At 69.0% G+C, this 14,159-nt stretch carries 17 protein-coding genes; 5 read left to right on the top strand and 12 right to left on the bottom strand.

Annotation, left to right across the window (positions count from 1 at the left end; translation table 11 throughout):
• Nucleotides 1-7: 7 nt before the first annotated feature.
• Nucleotides 8-916, bottom strand: a complete 909-nt coding sequence (locus ACFPOE_RS23770) for an SDR family oxidoreductase (protein ID WP_376852861.1) — start codon at nt 914-916, stop codon at nt 8-10.
• Complete coding sequence (locus ACFPOE_RS23765) at nt 907-1,572, bottom strand: TetR/AcrR family transcriptional regulator (RefSeq protein ID WP_376852825.1); 666 nt, start codon at nt 1,570-1,572, stop codon at nt 907-909. Before ACFPOE_RS23765 ends, ACFPOE_RS23770 begins: the two co-directional genes overlap by 10 nt.
• Nucleotides 1,573-1,679: 107 nt before the next feature.
• Here ACFPOE_RS23765 and ACFPOE_RS23760 point away from each other — a divergent pair, with 107 nt between their 5' ends.
• Together ACFPOE_RS23760 and ACFPOE_RS23755 are read left to right on the top strand one after the other, a co-directional pair.
• Nucleotides 1,680-2,717, top strand: coding sequence for an AI-2E family transporter (locus tag ACFPOE_RS23760; RefSeq protein ID WP_376852824.1), 1,038 nt, complete (start codon nt 1,680-1,682; stop codon nt 2,715-2,717).
• Between the two features lie 164 nt (nt 2,718-2,881).
• Entirely contained in the window at nt 2,882-3,256 is a 375-nt protein-coding gene (locus tag ACFPOE_RS23755; protein WP_376852823.1) for a VOC family protein, read from the top strand.
• Here ACFPOE_RS23755 and ACFPOE_RS23750 read toward each other — a convergent pair.
• The 10 genes from ACFPOE_RS23750 to ACFPOE_RS23705 all read right to left on the bottom strand — a co-directional run bounded on the left by ACFPOE_RS23750 (nt 3,245) and on the right by ACFPOE_RS23705 (nt 12,491).
• The gene (locus ACFPOE_RS23750) at nt 3,245-4,249 is read right to left on the bottom strand and encodes a branched-chain amino acid ABC transporter permease (RefSeq protein ID WP_376852822.1); all 1,005 of its coding nucleotides are present in this window, start codon (nt 4,247-4,249) and stop codon (nt 3,245-3,247) included. The genes ACFPOE_RS23755 and ACFPOE_RS23750 overlap by 12 nt on opposite strands.
• The gene (locus ACFPOE_RS23745; RefSeq protein WP_376852821.1) at nt 4,246-5,106 is read right to left on the bottom strand and encodes a branched-chain amino acid ABC transporter permease; all 861 of its coding nucleotides are present in this window, start codon (nt 5,104-5,106) and stop codon (nt 4,246-4,248) included. The genes ACFPOE_RS23750 and ACFPOE_RS23745 overlap by 4 nt, the downstream gene beginning before the upstream one ends.
• Nucleotides 5,107-5,113: 7 nt before the next feature.
• Nucleotides 5,114-5,836 (bottom strand): ABC transporter ATP-binding protein, encoded by a 723-nt coding sequence (locus ACFPOE_RS23740; RefSeq protein ID WP_376852820.1) that lies wholly within the window; start codon nt 5,834-5,836, stop codon nt 5,114-5,116.
• A 1-nt stretch (nt 5,837) separates the two neighbouring features.
• Nucleotides 5,838-6,557 (bottom strand): ABC transporter ATP-binding protein, encoded by a 720-nt coding sequence (locus ACFPOE_RS23735; RefSeq protein WP_376852819.1) that lies wholly within the window; start codon nt 6,555-6,557, stop codon nt 5,838-5,840.
• 13 nt (nt 6,558-6,570) lie between these two features.
• Nucleotides 6,571-7,824, bottom strand: a complete 1,254-nt coding sequence (locus ACFPOE_RS23730; protein WP_376852818.1) for an ABC transporter substrate-binding protein — start codon at nt 7,822-7,824, stop codon at nt 6,571-6,573.
• Nucleotides 7,825-7,862: 38 nt separating this feature from the next.
• Nucleotides 7,863-9,326, bottom strand: coding sequence for an aldehyde dehydrogenase family protein (locus ACFPOE_RS23725; protein ID WP_376852860.1), 1,464 nt, complete (start codon nt 9,324-9,326; stop codon nt 7,863-7,865).
• A 22-nt stretch (nt 9,327-9,348) separates the two neighbouring features.
• Complete coding sequence (locus ACFPOE_RS23720; RefSeq protein ID WP_376852817.1) at nt 9,349-9,819, bottom strand: nuclear transport factor 2 family protein; 471 nt, start codon at nt 9,817-9,819, stop codon at nt 9,349-9,351.
• Between the two features lie 10 nt (nt 9,820-9,829).
• Nucleotides 9,830-10,837, bottom strand: coding sequence for a hydroxyquinol 1,2-dioxygenase (locus ACFPOE_RS23715; protein ID WP_376852816.1), 1,008 nt, complete (start codon nt 10,835-10,837; stop codon nt 9,830-9,832).
• Between the two features lie 19 nt (nt 10,838-10,856).
• On the bottom strand, nt 10,857-11,408 hold the full coding sequence (locus ACFPOE_RS23710; protein WP_376852815.1) for a cupin domain-containing protein: 552 nt from the start codon (nt 11,406-11,408) through the stop codon (nt 10,857-10,859).
• Nucleotides 11,409-11,543: 135 nt separating this feature from the next.
• Nucleotides 11,544-12,491 carry a LysR family transcriptional regulator gene (locus ACFPOE_RS23705; protein ID WP_376852814.1) on the bottom strand — a complete coding sequence of 316 codons (948 nt, stop codon included), beginning with the start codon at nt 12,489-12,491 and terminating at the stop codon, nt 11,544-11,546.
• Between the two features lie 84 nt (nt 12,492-12,575).
• On the opposite strand from ACFPOE_RS23705, the gene ACFPOE_RS23700 reads away from it, so the two are divergent.
• Genes ACFPOE_RS23700 through ACFPOE_RS23690 form a run of 3 tightly spaced genes read left to right on the top strand, consistent with a single transcriptional unit; the run spans nt 12,576 to nt 14,159 of the window.
• Nucleotides 12,576-12,950 (top strand): hypothetical protein, encoded by a 375-nt coding sequence (locus ACFPOE_RS23700; protein WP_376852813.1) that lies wholly within the window; start codon nt 12,576-12,578, stop codon nt 12,948-12,950.
• 41 nt (nt 12,951-12,991) lie between these two features.
• Nucleotides 12,992-13,426 (top strand): hypothetical protein, encoded by a 435-nt coding sequence (locus tag ACFPOE_RS23695; protein ID WP_376852812.1) that lies wholly within the window; start codon nt 12,992-12,994, stop codon nt 13,424-13,426.
• Nucleotides 13,419-14,159 carry an aldolase gene (locus ACFPOE_RS23690; RefSeq protein ID WP_376852811.1) on the top strand — a complete coding sequence of 247 codons (741 nt, stop codon included), beginning with the start codon at nt 13,419-13,421 and terminating at the stop codon, nt 14,157-14,159. The genes ACFPOE_RS23695 and ACFPOE_RS23690 overlap by 8 nt, the downstream gene beginning before the upstream one ends.

Below are 14,159 nucleotides of genomic sequence, written 5' to 3'. Positions count from 1 at the left end.
GCACCGCTCAGCCCTTCTCGTCGAACAGCTTGGGCGTGGTGCCCCGGTGGAAGCCCTCGAAGGGCTTGACCGCCTCGCGCTGGCGCGCCTGCGCGTCGGGCAGTTGCATCGGCCAGCCCATGCGCACCTGCGGGCGCGCGCCGTCCACCCGCAGCACCGAGCCGCTGACGAAGCTGGCGGCGGGGCTGAGCAGGTAGACGATGGCCGCCGAGGTCTCCGCCTCGGTGCCGAAGCGCCCGGCCGGCACGGTGGAGCGCATCTCGCGCAGCATCGGCCCGGCCTCGGGCGGGTAGTGGTCCATGCCGCTGGAGGCGATGTAGCCGGGCGCCACCGCGTTGACCCGCACGCCGCTGTGGGCCCATTCGGCCGCCGCCGTCTCGGTGAAGCTCACCATGCCGGCACGGGCCGCGCCGCTGTGGCCCATGTTGGGCATCGAGCCCCAGATGTCGGCCACGATGTTGACGATGGCGCCGCCATGCTGCTTCATCGACTGCACGTAGCATTCGCGCGCCATCAGGAAGCCGCCGGTGAGGTTGGTGTTGACCACCGCCTCCCAGCCCTTGGCGCTGATGCTGTCCAGCGGCGCGATGAACTGGCCGCCGGCGTTGTTCACCAGGCCGTCCACGCGGCCGTGCACCAGCACGATCGCCTCCACCGTGTTCTGCACCGCCGCCTCGTCGCGGATGTCGCAGGAATGGAAGCTGGCGCGGCCGCCGTCGGCCAGGATCTCGCCGGCCACGTCGTGCAGCTTCTCCAGCTTGCGGCCGATCAGCACCACGTGGGCGCCGAGCGAGGCCAGTTCGTGGGCGGTGCAGCGGCCGATGCCGGAGCCGCCGCCGGTCACCAGCACCACCTTGTGGGCGAACAGGCCGGGGGCGAAGACGGATCGGTAATGGGATGGGTAGGTCAAGGGCAGTCTCCGATGAACAATTGCAGGGCGGCGCCGGTCAGTTCGTCCAGCGACGCGCCCTTGCGGCGGTCATACCACTGGGCCGACCAGTTGAGGGCGCCGAAGATCAGCAGCCGCGCCAGTTTGACGTCGGCCCGCAGCCGGCCGGCCGCGTGCAGGCCGTCCAGCACCGGCAGCCAGGGCGCCTCGTAGTCGCCCTGCAGCTGCGCCAGCAGGGTCCGCTGGCGGGCGGTGATCGAACGCGATTCGTACAGCATGACCGGGATGAAGTCGCTGCCCGGGCCGAGCAGGATGTCGAAGTGGTTGCGCACCAGCAGCCGCAGCCGCTCCTGCGGGACGGCCGGCGCGTCGGCCAGCGCCGCCTGCTGGCGCAGGATGGCCGAGCGCATGCCCTCCTCCATCACCGCGTACAGCAGCGCGCCCTTGCTCTTGAAGTGATAGAAGGGCGAGCCGCTGCGCATGCCGGCGGCCGCCGCGATGTCGCGCGTGCTGGTGGCGTGGAAGCCCTTGCGGCGGAACAGCCTGGCGGCGGCCCGCAGCACTTCCTGCCTGCGGTTGCCGTCGTCGCGGTCGTGCAGCGTCTTGCGCGGCCGGCCGCGCGGCCGCCGTTCGGCCGCCGGGTCGCCGGCCGCCGGCGAACTGCGCGCTACGGGTCGTTCCATCGCCGGGGACCATAGCAAAGGATCCTATTTTTAGCAAGCGGGTGCTTGGTGAAAATCGGTGCCGGGCGCGGGCCGGGTTAGGATCGGACCGCAGCCACCCGACCACGATGACCCTCCCGCCCGAGTTTCCCGAGAACGCGCCGATCCCGCGCGCGGACGTCTATCACTTCCGCAGCGTCGCCATCGCCGGCATCGCGCTGCTGGCGGTGCTGCACCTGCACCTGCTGCCGGCGCTGTTCGCCGGGGTCGGCGGCTTCGTGCTGTACCGCTCGCTGCGGGCCCGGGTGCGGGCCCACCTCGATTCCACCCGCGCGCCCTGGATCACCTACCTGCTGCTGGCGGTGGTGCTGGTGGCGATCGGCTTCGCGATGTTCGAGGCCTTCGAGCTGCTGCTCAGCGCGTCCTCGGGCGGGCTGGCCAAGCTGCTGCGGCTGCTGGCCGACACCCTGGACAGCATCCGCACCACGGCGCCGGACTGGATCGCCACCAAGCTGCCCGATTCGGCGGCCGCGCTGCAGGAGGCGGTCTCCAGCTGGCTGCGCAGCCACGCCGCGCAGGTGCAGCAATGGGGCCGGGAGGCGCTGCGGATCCTGCTCTATCTGGTGCTGGGGCTGGCGATCGGCATTCTGGCCGGCGCCGCGGCGCCGCAGCCGGAACCGAGCGCGCCGCTGATGCGGCTGGCGCAGCACCGGCTGGTGCAGCTGGCCCTGGCCTTCCGCGACATCGTGGCCGCGCAGCTGCGCATCTCGCTGGTCAACACGCTGGTGACCGCCGCCTACCTGCTGGTGATCCTGCCGCTGTTCGGCTACAAGGTGCCGCTGTCGCACACGCTGGTGGCCTTCACCTTCTTCGCCAGCCTGCTGCCGATCGTCGGCAACCTGCTGTCCAACGCGGCGATCGTGCTGGCCGCGCTGACCGTCTCGCCGTGGCTGGGCGGCGTCTCGCTGGCGTTCCTGGTGGTGGTGCACAAGCTCGAATATTTCCTGAACGCGCACTTCGTCGGCAACCGGATCCAGGTGCCGGCCTATGCGCTGCTGGCGTCGATGCTGGTGCTGGAGGCCGGCTTCGGCGCCGCCGGCCTGGTCGCCGCCCCTGTCTATTGCGCCTGGCTGACGCGGGAATTGCGCGGCGGCAGATGGATCTAAGCTCGTCACTTCCAAATCGCCGGAGCGATTTGGAAGTGGGTTGATCAGTGTGAAGAGGACCGGCGAAGCCGGATCCTCTTCACAAAGGGAACCAGGCTGCGCGTTGCTCCGCCCGGTTCGTTGAGAAGTCGGCGACGGAGCCGGTTTCTGGTAATTTCGGCGCCATGAACCTCGCCTGCGTTGAAATCAAGGCCTTCGTCCCGGCGCGCGACTTCGCGCTGTCGCTGCAGTTCTACCAGGCCCTGGGCTTCACCCTGGCCTCGGTCTTCGACGGAATCGCGTACCTGCACTGCGGGGAATCGAGCTTCCTGCTGCAGGATTTCTACGTCAAAGAGCACGCCGACAACTTCCAGATGCACCTGCTGGTCGAAGATGTCGGGTCGTGGCACGCAAGAGCAAAGGATGTCGCCACGCGCTTCGGCGTGAAGATCGGCGAGCCGCAGGACCAGCCCTGGGCCATGCGCGACTTCGTGCTGTTCGATCCGAGCGGCGTCCTGTGGCGCATCGCGCAGAACATTCCGCGGGTCTCAGCGATATAACTTCAGCACGCGGCCGGTCGGGAACAGCGTCCAGCCCCAGCGCTGCTGCACGAAGCCCCACAGCCCCTGGCGGAAGAACAGCGTCACCAGCACCGCGACCAGGCCCAGCCCCAGCAGGTACCAGGTGCCCCAGTCGCTGAAGAACTTGTTGAGCGCCCAGAACAGCAGCGCACCGACGATCGGGCCCTCGATGCGGCCGATGCCGCCGATCACCACCATGAAGATCGCGAAGGCCGTCCAGTTGACGCTGAAGGCGGCATCCGGGCTGATCCGCAGGTTGCCGACGAAATACAGGGCGCCGGCCAGGCCGGCGCCGAGCGCCGCGACGCCGTACACGGCCAGCTTCATGCGCCGCACGGCGATCCCCTGCGACTCGGCCGCCACCTCGTTGTCGCGGATCGCCAGCAGCGCCAGGCCCTGCTTGCTGCGCAGAAACAGGTACACCAGCGCGATCGCGCCGACGACGCAGGCCAGCGCGATCCAGTAGGTGAGGCTTTCGCGCGTGGCCTTGTCGATCCCGCGCAGGGCCGTCAGCGTGGTGCCGGAGCCGCCGCCCACCGCCGACATGTTGGCGAAGCCCAGCCGGAACACTTCGGCGATCACCCAGGTGCCGATCGCGAAGTAGCCGCCGGACAGCCGGAATGCCACCCAGGACACCGGGATCGCCACCAGGCCCGCCGCCAGCGCGCCCAGCGGGATCGCCAGGAACGGGTTCATGCCGGCAAAGTTGCCCAGCATCAGCATCACGTAGCCGCCCAGGCCGAAGAAGGCCTGCTGCCCGATGCTGACCATGCCGCCGTAGCCGGCCAGCAGGTTCCACATCATCGCGAAGACGAAGTAGCAGGCGATCTCGACGAACTCGCGCATCCAGCTCGACTCGCCCCAGAACGGCAGGCTGGCCGCCAAGGCCACCAGCGCCATGCCCGCGGCCAGCGTGACCCAGGCCTGGCGCGAGCCGCGTTCGACGGCGAAGGCCACAGGCATGCCGCTCATCCTCGCGTCCTCGGAAACAGGCCTTGCGGCCGCACCACCAGCACGGCCAGGAACACCAGGTGGCCGAACCAGATGCCCCAGCCCGGATCGAGCCGGAAGCCCGCCTGCTGCGTCAGCCCCAGGATCATCGCGCCGGCCAGCGTGCCCCAGAACGAGCCCATGCCGCCGATGATGACCGCCTCGAAGGCGAACAGCAGCAGCAACGGCCCGTCCGACGGCGCCACGGTGGTCCGCATGCCCTGCAGCACCCCGGCCACGGCGATCAGCACGCAGGCGATGGCGGTGGCCAGCGCATAGACCTTGCGCGCGTCCAGTCCCATCAGCTCGGCGATCTCGCGGTCGTCCGACACCGCGCGGAACGAGCGGCCGATCGCCGTCCGGCCGAACAGCAGCTGCAGGCCCGCCGTCGCCGCCACCGCGACGGCCAGCACGATCAGCGGCAGCACGCCCACCGCCAGCTCCGGCCCCAGCTGCACGCTGGCGGTGTTGAGGCCGCCGCTGGCGATCGAGCGCGGGTCGGCCGAGAACAGTTCCAGCAGCAGGTTCTGGATCACGATCGACAGGCCGAAGGTCACCACCAGCGACGGCAGCGGGTCGCGTCCCAGGGTCGCGTTCAGCACATAGCGCTGCAGGGCGTAGCCGAAGCCGAAGGCCAGCGGCAGCAAGGCCAGCACCGCCGGCGCGACGGCGCCGCCGCACAGGCCGATCGCCGCGATGGCGGCGAAGGCCGCCAGGACGATGAAATCGCCATGCGCCGTGTTCGTCAGCCGCATCACGCCGAACATCAGCGACAGGCCAAGGGCGAACAGGGCGTACAGCGCGCCCAGCAGCAGCCCCTGCACCAGCGTATCGATCATGCCGGACTCACGCTCCGAAGTAGGCTTGCGAGACCTGCTCGCGGGTGAACGAATCCGAGCGCCCCTGCAGCGACACGCGCCCTTCCTGCAGGCAGTAGAGGCGGCGCGACACGCGCTGGGCCAGGCCGACGTCCTGCTCGACGATCACCACCGTCATGCCCTCGGCCGTCACCTGCGGCAGGGCGCGGTAGATCTCGCCGATCACGATCGGCGCCAGGCCCAGCGAGAGCTCGTCGCACAGCAGCACGCGCGGATTGCTCATGAGCGCCCGGCCCAGCGCCGCCATCTGCTGCTGGCCGCCGGACAGCGAGGTTGCCGGCGCATGCCGCTTGTCCTGCAGCACCGGGAACAGCCGGTACAGCCGCTGCAGGTCCCAGGGGCCGCTGCGGCGCGAACAGCTTCCCATCAGCAGGTTTTCCTGCACCGACAGGCTGGGGAACAGGCGCCGGCCCTCGGGCACCAGCGCCAGGCCGCGGCGCACGATCTCGCCGGGCGGCAGGCCGCCGACGGCCTCGCCGGCCAGGCGCACCGCCTCCCGCGGTGCCCGCAGCAGGCCGGTCAGGCACTTGAGGAAGGTGGACTTGCCGGCGCCGTTGGCGCCGATGATCGCCACCACCTCGCCCTGTTCGAGCGTGAAATCGATGCCGAACAGCGCCTGCGCATCGCCATAGAAGGCCTCCAGTGCATGGGTGCAGAGTAGGGGTGACTGGTTCGCCCCGGTGGCGGCCATCTCAAGCCTCCATGCCCATGTAGACCCGCTGCACCTGCGGGTCGTTCATCACGTCCGGCGGCTTGCCCTGGGCCAGCTCGCGGCCGAAGTTGATGACGAACAGCCGGTCGGCCACCGCCAGCAGCGCATGGACCACATGCTCGATCCACAGGATGGTCATGCCCTGGGCCTTGATGCGCGCCAGCTCCTGCACCAGCACGCGGGCCTCGTGCTCGGTCAGGCCGCCGGCGATTTCGTCGAGCAGCAGCAGCCGCGGACGGGTCGCCAGCGCCCGGGCCAGTTCCAGCCGCTTGCGATCGAGCAGCGTGAGGCCGCCGGCCGCCTTGTTGGCATGCGGCGCCAGTCCGGTCTGCTGCAGCACCTCGTGCGCCGTGTGCCAGGCCTCGCGTTCGCTTTGCCGCGCGCCGAAGCAGGCGGCCGTCACCAGGTTCTCGAACACCGTCATGTGGCCGAAGGGCTGCGGCACCTGGTAGCTGCGACCGACGCCGGCGCGGCAGCGCTGGTGCGGCCGCAGCCGGCCGAGGTCGCGACCGTCGTACTCGATCCGGCCGGCGTCCGCCGCGACGTCGCCCGAGATCAGGTTGAACAGCGTCGTCTTGCCGGCGCCGTTCGGCCCCAGGATGCCCAGCGTCTCTCCCGGCGCCACCGACAGCGAGATCGCGTCGATGACCTTGAGCGCCCCGTAAGACTTGCCGACCGAGTGCAGGGCGAGCAGGGCCATGGCAGCTGCGCGCTCAGATCGCGCGCATCGTGCCGCCGGTGGGGATGTTCTTGGCCGCCTGGTTGTTGACGATGGTCAGCTCGTACTTGTACTTCCTGCCCTTGCCCCACTGGCCCAGCACCAGCGGCGTCTTGCTGACGTTCTTGAACGGCCCCTGGCCACCCCATTTGACGGGGCCGACCACGGTATTGGCCGCGGTCGCGGCAACGGCGTCGCGCACGTCGGCGGCCTTGAGCGACTTGCTGCGCTTGAGCGCGTCCGCCGCCACCTCGAACAGCGCATGGGCAAAGCCGATGGGCTGGGTCCACTGCTTCTTCGCGCCGGCCTCGTAGGCGTCGGCCAACGCCCTGGCGCTCTGCTTCGTCAGCGACGAGGTGTAGGGATGCGAAGGGCTCCACCAAACCTCGGTGGTCAGGCCCTCGCCGAGGTCGCCCAGCGCCTCGATCGCGCCGGGGAACAGCAGGGCCTTGCCCAGCGTGATCACCTTGGGCCTGAAGCCCTGCTGGCGGGCCTGGGTGAGGAAGGTCTTGGCGTCGGGCGGGATCACCACGCCGGTGACGATCTCCACGCCGTCCTTCTTGAATGCGGCGATCTGCGCGCTGAAGTCCTGCGTGCCGTTCTGGAACCGGCCCGGGTCGAGCAGCGTGAACCCCATCTGCGCCAGCGGCTTGGGAAAGCCCAGCTCCTTGTCGCCCCAGGCGTTGCCGTCGCCGTCGTTGGGGAACAGGCCGCCGACCTTCTTGTTGGTCGGCACGCTCTTCCAGCCGTTGGTGAAGTTCGCGATCACGTCCTCCAGCCCCCAGAAGAAGTGATAGGTCCAGGCGAAGCCCTTGGCCGGATCGCCCTTGCGGCCGAAGAACCAGGGCTGCCACGGCACCACGCTGGAGATGCACGGAATCTCGTTGAGCTCGCAGGCGTCGCTGACCGGGTTGGCGGTCTCGGGCGTGCCTGCCGTCAGCACCAGGGCCACCTTGTCCTTCAGGATGAGGTCGCTGGCCACCTCGCCGGCCCGGTTCGGGCTGGACTGGCTGTCCTTGAGCAGGATCTGCACGTCGTACTTCCTGCCCGCCACGGTGAGGCCGTCCTTGAACGCCGCCTTCATCTGGTCGATCACCCATTTGTCCGCTTCGCCGAACGGCGCGAGCGGCCCGGTCTGCGGCGAGACATAGCCGATCTTCAGCGGGTCTGCGGCCAGCGTGACCGGTGCCGCGCTGCCGGCGGCCAGCGCGGCGGCGGCCTGGTTGAATTGTCTGCGGGTCAGGCTCATGATCGTGTCTCCTCGGTCGTTGGTCTTCAGGCAAGTCGTCAGCGGGCGTAGTGCGGCGCGATCTGCGCATCGACGTTGACCCACACGCTCTTGACCTGGGTGTATTCGCGCATCGCGTCGAAGCCCATCTCGCGGCCGTAGCCCGACAGGCCGACGCCGCCGAACGGCGATCCCGGGTTGACGCGCTTGTAGCTGTTGATCCAGACCATGCCGGCGCGCAGCTCGCGCGCGAACCGGTGGGCGCGCTGCAGGTTCGATGTCCACAGGCCGCTGCCCAGGCCATAGTCGGTCCCGTTGGCGATCTTCAGGGCCTCTTCGTCGTCCCTGAAGGTCAGCACCGTGACGAAGGGCCCGAACACTTCCTCCTGCGCGATCCGGTCCGCCGGGCTGGCGGCGCGCACGATGGTCGGCTCCACATAGCAGCCGCGCGCCAGCGCGCCGCCCGGGGCCTTGCCGCCGGCCAGCAGCTCGCCGCCTTCGCTGCGCGCCACGTCGACGTAGCCCAGCACCCGGTCGCGGTGCTCGGCGCTGGTCAGCGGCCCCATCTCGGTCTGATCGTCCAAGGGGTTGCCCAGGCGGATCGAGCTCGCCAGGGCGATGAATTTTTCCAGGAAGGCGTCCGCGATCTTCTCGTGCAGCAGCAGGCGCGACCCGGCGATGCAGGCCTGGCCCTGGTTGTGGAAGATGGCCCAGGCCGAGCCGTTCACTGCCGCGGCCAGGCCGGCGTCCTCGAACACGATGTTGGCACCCTTGCCTCCGAGTTCGAGCTGGACTTTCTTCAGGTTGCCGGCCGAGGCCTGCACGATGCGGCGGCCGGTCGCCGTGCTGCCGGTAAAGGCGATCTTGGCGACGCCGGGGTGCTCGGCCAGCGCCTGCCCGGCGACGCTGCCCAATCCGGGCAGGATGTTGACCACGCCAGGCGGCACGCCGGCCTCGGCCATCAGCTCGCCGATCTTCAGGGAGGTCAGGGGCGTGATCTCGGCCGGCTTCATCACCACGGTGTTGCCCGCCGCCAGCGCCGGCGCCATCTTCCAGCTGGTGAACATCAGCGGGAAATTCCAGGGCACCACCTGGCCGACCACGCCGACCGGTTCGCGCAGCGTGTAGTTGAGGAAACCCGCCTCCACCGGGATGGTCTCGCCCTGGAACTTGTCGGCCATGCCGCCGAAGTAGCGGTAGCAGCCCGCCGTGCGCGGCACGTCCAGCATGCGCGAGTCGCGGATCGGGTGGCCGGTGTCCAGCGATTCCAGCTGCGCAAGGGACTCGGCGCCGGCCTCGATCAGGTCCGCCAGTTTCAGCAGGATGCGTCCGCGCTCCGCCGCCGGCCGGCGGCTCCAGGCCGGGAAGGCGCGCCGCGCCGCGGCCACCGCGCGGGCCACATCTTCCGTGCCCGCCATCGCCACCTCGGCGATCACGCTGTTGTCGTGCGGATTGAGCGTGGCCCGCGTTTCGCCCGACGCCGCATCGACGAACCCGCCGTCGATGAAGAGCTGGCGGCGGATCCCCGGTGGCGCGGCCATCGGCTCAGCCCGCGACGCCGGCCAGCCAGGGATAGCGCTTGGTGTCCTTGCCGGCGTAGTCCGGATCCAGGTAGATGAAGCAGCGCTGGATCTGCCAGTCGCGGATCTCGAACACGTCGCACCAGCGGCCCGCGGCCCAGTCCGGCACGCCGGCGCGCCAGGGGCCGTCGCGATGCTCGCCATGGCTGGTGCCTTCGCACACCACCATGTCGCTGCCGGAGAAGACCCAGTTGAACTCCGCGTAGTGGTGGACGATGCCCTTGAGCGTGGCGCCGACGTCGCCGAACAGCTTGCCGATCTGGTCGCGGCCGGTGGCCAGTCCCCACTTGGGGAAGTAGACCTGGGCATCGGTGGCGAACAGCTCCAGGATCGAGTCGCCGCTGGACGTGACGCCGCCGTTGTCGAACGCCTTGAGGTATTCCAGCGCCACGGACTTGCGCTGCTCGTCGGTCATTGTTTCGCGGGTGAGGGACATGGTGGCCTCCTTAGAACGTGACTGGAACTTCGGGCGCTTCCCCCTTCTGGATCTCGTAGACCAGGTTGGGCGAGCCGTTCTCCCAGACCAGCAGCATCGAGCGCTTGGGGCTGTAGCCCTGGTGCCGGCAATAGGCCGGCATCGCCGCCATGTCGCCGGCCTTCATGATGACGCGGGCCAGCGGCTTGCCGGTCTCCTTGTGGGCGCAGTCCCAGTGGATCTCGTCGGTCATCTGGAAGAACCATTCGACCCGGTCGTTGCCGTGGATGATGGGCAGGATGTGCTCCTCGGTGGTCGGGCACATGAAGCTGTACTTCACCACGCTGGTGAACGACGGGTTCCAGGTGACCTGGCTGCGCGACAGGAACGCGAACAGGTTGAAGGCGTGGACCTCGTTCTCGAAGCCCGGCTCGGGATGCAGTTCGGGCGCGTCCTGGGGCACGTCGGCGAAGGCGCGGTTGACCGGCGCGCCGCGCGCGTCGGTGCGCATCGGCAGGTCGTCCTTCAGGCCGACGCAGCGCTTGGCCAGTTCGCGGGCGCGGGTGATCTTCGCCTTGTTGTTGCCGTTCTTGCGGCCGTAGGCCGAACCCGTCTCCTGCGGCGCGGAAAACGGGTCGAAGCTCTCGTTGGTCCAGTCGTCCAGCATCGCGGCGAAGGTGGCGCCGATCTGGTCGGCGGGGAAGTTCTCCAGCAGGTCCACGCCGGCCGCCTTCATGGTGGCGTTGTACGAGCCGGCATACAGGTCGACCGACTTGTAGTGGTTGACGGTGCCGACCACATGGTCGAAGTTGACCCAGCCGTAGAAGAAGCCCCAGGCGACGTCGCGCATCAGCGCGCGCAGGAAGTTGGCGACGTCCATGGTGTGCGACAGCGGCCGGCCGTCGCGGGTGATCCAGCGGATGTGGGCGAAGTACTCGTCGCGGCTGAAGCTGAAGCTGCCGAGCGTGAAGCTGCGGTAGCCGAGCGTGGCGTCGGGCTCGGAGGCGGCGACGTTGACCAGGTCGTTGGGTGCATTCATTTCGCGTCTCCTGTTGCGATCAGTTCAGGACCGGGCGCCCCGTTGCCGCGGCCTGTCCGGCAACGGCATTCACCTGGCAGATCTCGGCCCAGCGTTCCACCGAGACCTCGCCCTTGCAGGTCTGCAGCACCAGCACGGCGGGCTGGGCGGCTCGGAACTGGTAGGCGCTGTTCTTGGGCAACAGGCCCTGGTGGCCGCGCCTGAGCTTCATCCAGCCCATCTTCTGGCCCTTCGGTGCGCCCTCCACCAGCACCGCGCCGTTCTTGTCCTTGTCGGGGACGGCCTGCGAGGCGTCAAGCTGCACCAGGTGCACCTCCACCTCGCCGTCCATGCACAGCGCGAATTCGTCGTGGGCGCAGGTGTACCAGGGCGAATTGCCCTCGGCCCGCACCGTCTCCAGCACGTAGATCTGGTTCTGGCCGAACACCACCCGCTCGTACGGCCTGCTCTTGCCCGCAATCTCGAAACAGTTGGAAAAGGCGTAGTGCTTGACGTCGTCGTCGATCACCTCGACGCGCCCCTTGTCGTAGCTCTTGAGCGAGCCGAATCTGGTCTGGTAGGCCACGGACATGCTTGTCTCCTTGCGCTTCGGCGCGGCGGACTGCGCCGCGCTGGGTCGAACTCTAGGAGCCGGGCCGGCCGGCCGGTAGGCCGCAGATCGTGGCCGGATTGTTCGGCGCTTCCGAACAATCCTCGGGGTTAACCCTTATTCTTCGATCAGCCCCTGCGGCATCAGCTTGCGCTCGATCAGCGCCGCGTCCCAGGGAGGAACCCGGTTGAACTCCGCCGCGATGTGCTCGATGAACAGCTTGAGCTTGAAGGCGTTGCGCGAGGTTTCCGCGTAGACGGCGCTGAGCCAGAACGACGACAGCTGGTGCGCCGGCAGCACGATCTTCAGGTCGCCCCTGAGGATGGCCTCGCCGGCCACCAGGGTCGGCACGCAGACGATGCCGGCGTGTTCCAGCGCGTATTCGCGCAGCAGGTGGACGCTGTTGGTCAGCAGCGGCGCGTTCAGGTACATCGTGAACTGCTGGCCCTCGCGGTGGAAGGTCCAGCGGTCCCGGGTCGGGTAACCGGAGTAGAGGCCGAGCCGGTGCTCGTGCAGGTCGCGCGGCTCCTTGGGCGTGCCGTGGGCGCGCAGGTACTTCGGCGTGGCGCAGAACACGCGCCGCACCGGAAACAGCGGCCGCGAGATCAGCTCGGTGGAAGCGGCCGGAAAGATCTGCAGCGCGCAGTCGACGCCGGCCTGCACCGGATCGACCACCGCGTCGCTCACGATCAGGTCGAGCCGGATCTCCGGGTAGGCGGCCTGGAACTCCCGCAGCAGCGAGCCGAAGTGCCCCAGCACCAGGCCGGTGAGCGCATGCACGCGCAGGCTGCCGGCCGGCGTGCCCCGCACCTCGCGCATCTGGTCGACGATGTCGTTGGCGCGCCCGACCAGCTCGGTGCAGTCGCGCAGGTAGGCCTGGCCCAGCTCGCTCAGGCGCACCACCCGCGTGCTGCGGTGGAACAGCGGCCCGCCCAGGTAGTCCTCGAGCTGCCTGACCCGGGTGGTGACAACCGACTTGGCGACGCGCAGCTGCCGCGCCGCTTCCGCGAAGCTCTGCGTCTGCGCCACCCGCACGAAGGTCTCGATGTTCTGCAGCCGGTCCATGGGAGTGAAACTGTACGCCGGCCGGCCCGGGACGGCCTTCCCGGCCCGTTTGCTGCCCTGGACAGGGAAAGCGACAATGACCACATGCATCGCATCCGCACGGTCGGGTTCCTCGCCATCGCGGCCGCCGCAGGCACCACCGTCTGGTTTGTCAGCGCACTCAAGCCGACCAGCCCTGCCGCGTTCCTGTTCTTCGCTGCCTGGCTGGTTTCCCCCTATGCGGCGATGGTTGCCGTCCTGGTGGCCCGCAAAGGGGTTGCCCCTGTCCATTGGCATGTGGTCGCGGTCGCCGTTTCCATCGGCGGCGTTCTCTATCTGGCCAACGCGATCTTTTGGCACACCGACGCGCAAGGGGCTCTTGCCGTCGTGATGGCTCCCCTGCTGCAAGGCATGGCTCTGGCTGTCCTGCTTCCGCTTTCAGGGTGGGCCTTCAGGCGAACGCAGAACCGGCAACCATGAAGCTCCCAGCACCGGGCGCCGGCCGGCGGACATTCGCGTGCATGGACAAACGTAGACCGCGCTCATGTGCGCCGAACGAGGATCTCCTTCTTCTCCTCGAACTCCTCCTTGGAGATCTCGCCCCCGGCGGAGCGCTCGCTCAGCAGCGTCAGCGCCGACCGGCTCACCGAACCGTGCCGGCCGTGATGGCTCCAGGGGCCGCGCAGCACGAACGCTGCCGTTCCGCCTGTCGGGATTCGCCGATGATCGGCGGCGCGACGGTGCGCGTCACACTCTGGTCCAGGGAGATCATCTTGAAGCGCTATGCGATCGGCTTTTTCGTCGGGATTCTTGTCGGCATGGCGGCGTCGGTTGCCGCAGCGAGCTTGGTGGCAGGCAACCGCTACCTGGTCAACTGGACCGTGCCACAGGATGGAGATGAAATCTGCCGCCACCCTTACATCCGGGTCGGTGTGCGGGAGATCGAATGTGATTGAACGCGGACCCCAGGCTCTGTTCGACTCGCCCGCCGTCGCCGCCCTGCGCGGCGACCTAGCGCTGGCGCTGCGCGCCGCGGCCCACCACGGGCTGGGCGAAGGCGTGTGCAACCATTTCAGCGTGGCGCTGCCGGACCGGCCCGAACTGTTCCTGCTGAACCCGCGCGGCCTGATGTGGAGCGAAGTGCAGGCGGGCGACATCGTGCTGGTCGACGCGCAGGGCCGCCGGCTGGCGGGCCGGCACGAGATCGAGCCGACTGCGATGTTCATCCACGCCGCCGTCCACCGCATCGCCGGCAAGGCCTGCGTGCTGCACAGCCACATGCCCTACGCCACCGCGCTCACGCTGACAGAAGACCGCGGGCTGGACACGACGCTGTCGCAAAACGCGATGCGCTTCCACGGCCGGGTGGCGATCGACGGCAACTACAACGGGCTGGCGCTGGATGCGTCCGAGGGCAAACGCATCGCCATCGCCATGCAGGGCGCCGACATCGTGTTCCTGGGCAACCACGGCGTGGTGGTCTGCGGCGAGCGCATCGACTACGCCTACGACGACCTCTACTACCTGGAGCGCGCCTGCGCCGTCCAGGTGATCGCGCAATCCACCGGCCGGGCCCTGCGGCCGGTCGATCCGGCGCTCGCGGCGCGGGTGGCGCAGGAGGCCAATGGCGAGCGGCTGCAGTCCGAGCTGTTGTTCCAGGCGCTGCGGCGCACGCTGGCGCGGCCCTAG

This window comes from Caenimonas terrae, from assembly GCF_042655405.1.
GTDB classification, from domain to species: Bacteria; Pseudomonadota; Gammaproteobacteria; order Burkholderiales; family Burkholderiaceae_C; genus Ramlibacter; species Ramlibacter terrae_A.
The sequence above is the reverse complement of the archived record's forward strand: the minus strand, read 5'-3'. Positions and strand labels throughout refer to the sequence as shown.

Bases quoted from the DNA above. Each gene is read 5' to 3' on its own strand.
- ACFPOE_RS23700 (WP_376852813.1), top strand. From the start codon at position 12,576: ATGCATCGCATCCGCACGGTCGGGTTCCTCGCCATCGCGGCCGCCGCA.
- ACFPOE_RS23720 (WP_376852817.1), bottom strand. From the start codon at position 9,819: ATGTCCCTCACCCGCGAAACAATGACCGACGAGCAGCGCAAGTCCGTG.
- ACFPOE_RS23710 (WP_376852815.1), bottom strand. From the start codon at position 11,408: ATGTCCGTGGCCTACCAGACCAGATTCGGCTCGCTCAAGAGCTACGAC.
- ACFPOE_RS23705 (WP_376852814.1), bottom strand. From the start codon at position 12,491: ATGGACCGGCTGCAGAACATCGAGACCTTCGTGCGGGTGGCGCAGACG.
- ACFPOE_RS23750 (WP_376852822.1), bottom strand. From the start codon at position 4,249: ATGAGCGGCATGCCTGTGGCCTTCGCCGTCGAACGCGGCTCGCGCCAG.
- ACFPOE_RS23755 (WP_376852823.1), top strand. From the start codon at position 2,882: ATGAACCTCGCCTGCGTTGAAATCAAGGCCTTCGTCCCGGCGCGCGAC.
- ACFPOE_RS23760 (WP_376852824.1), top strand. From the start codon at position 1,680: ATGACCCTCCCGCCCGAGTTTCCCGAGAACGCGCCGATCCCGCGCGCG.
- ACFPOE_RS23695 (WP_376852812.1), top strand. From the start codon at position 12,992: ATGGACAAACGTAGACCGCGCTCATGTGCGCCGAACGAGGATCTCCTT.
- ACFPOE_RS23735 (WP_376852819.1), bottom strand. From the start codon at position 6,557: ATGGCCCTGCTCGCCCTGCACTCGGTCGGCAAGTCTTACGGGGCGCTC.
- ACFPOE_RS23765 (WP_376852825.1), bottom strand. From the start codon at position 1,572: ATGGAACGACCCGTAGCGCGCAGTTCGCCGGCGGCCGGCGACCCGGCG.
- ACFPOE_RS23745 (WP_376852821.1), bottom strand. From the start codon at position 5,106: ATGATCGATACGCTGGTGCAGGGGCTGCTGCTGGGCGCGCTGTACGCC.
- ACFPOE_RS23730 (WP_376852818.1), bottom strand. From the start codon at position 7,824: ATGAGCCTGACCCGCAGACAATTCAACCAGGCCGCCGCCGCGCTGGCC.
- ACFPOE_RS23715 (WP_376852816.1), bottom strand. From the start codon at position 10,837: ATGAATGCACCCAACGACCTGGTCAACGTCGCCGCCTCCGAGCCCGAC.
- ACFPOE_RS23740 (WP_376852820.1), bottom strand. From the start codon at position 5,836: ATGGCCGCCACCGGGGCGAACCAGTCACCCCTACTCTGCACCCATGCA.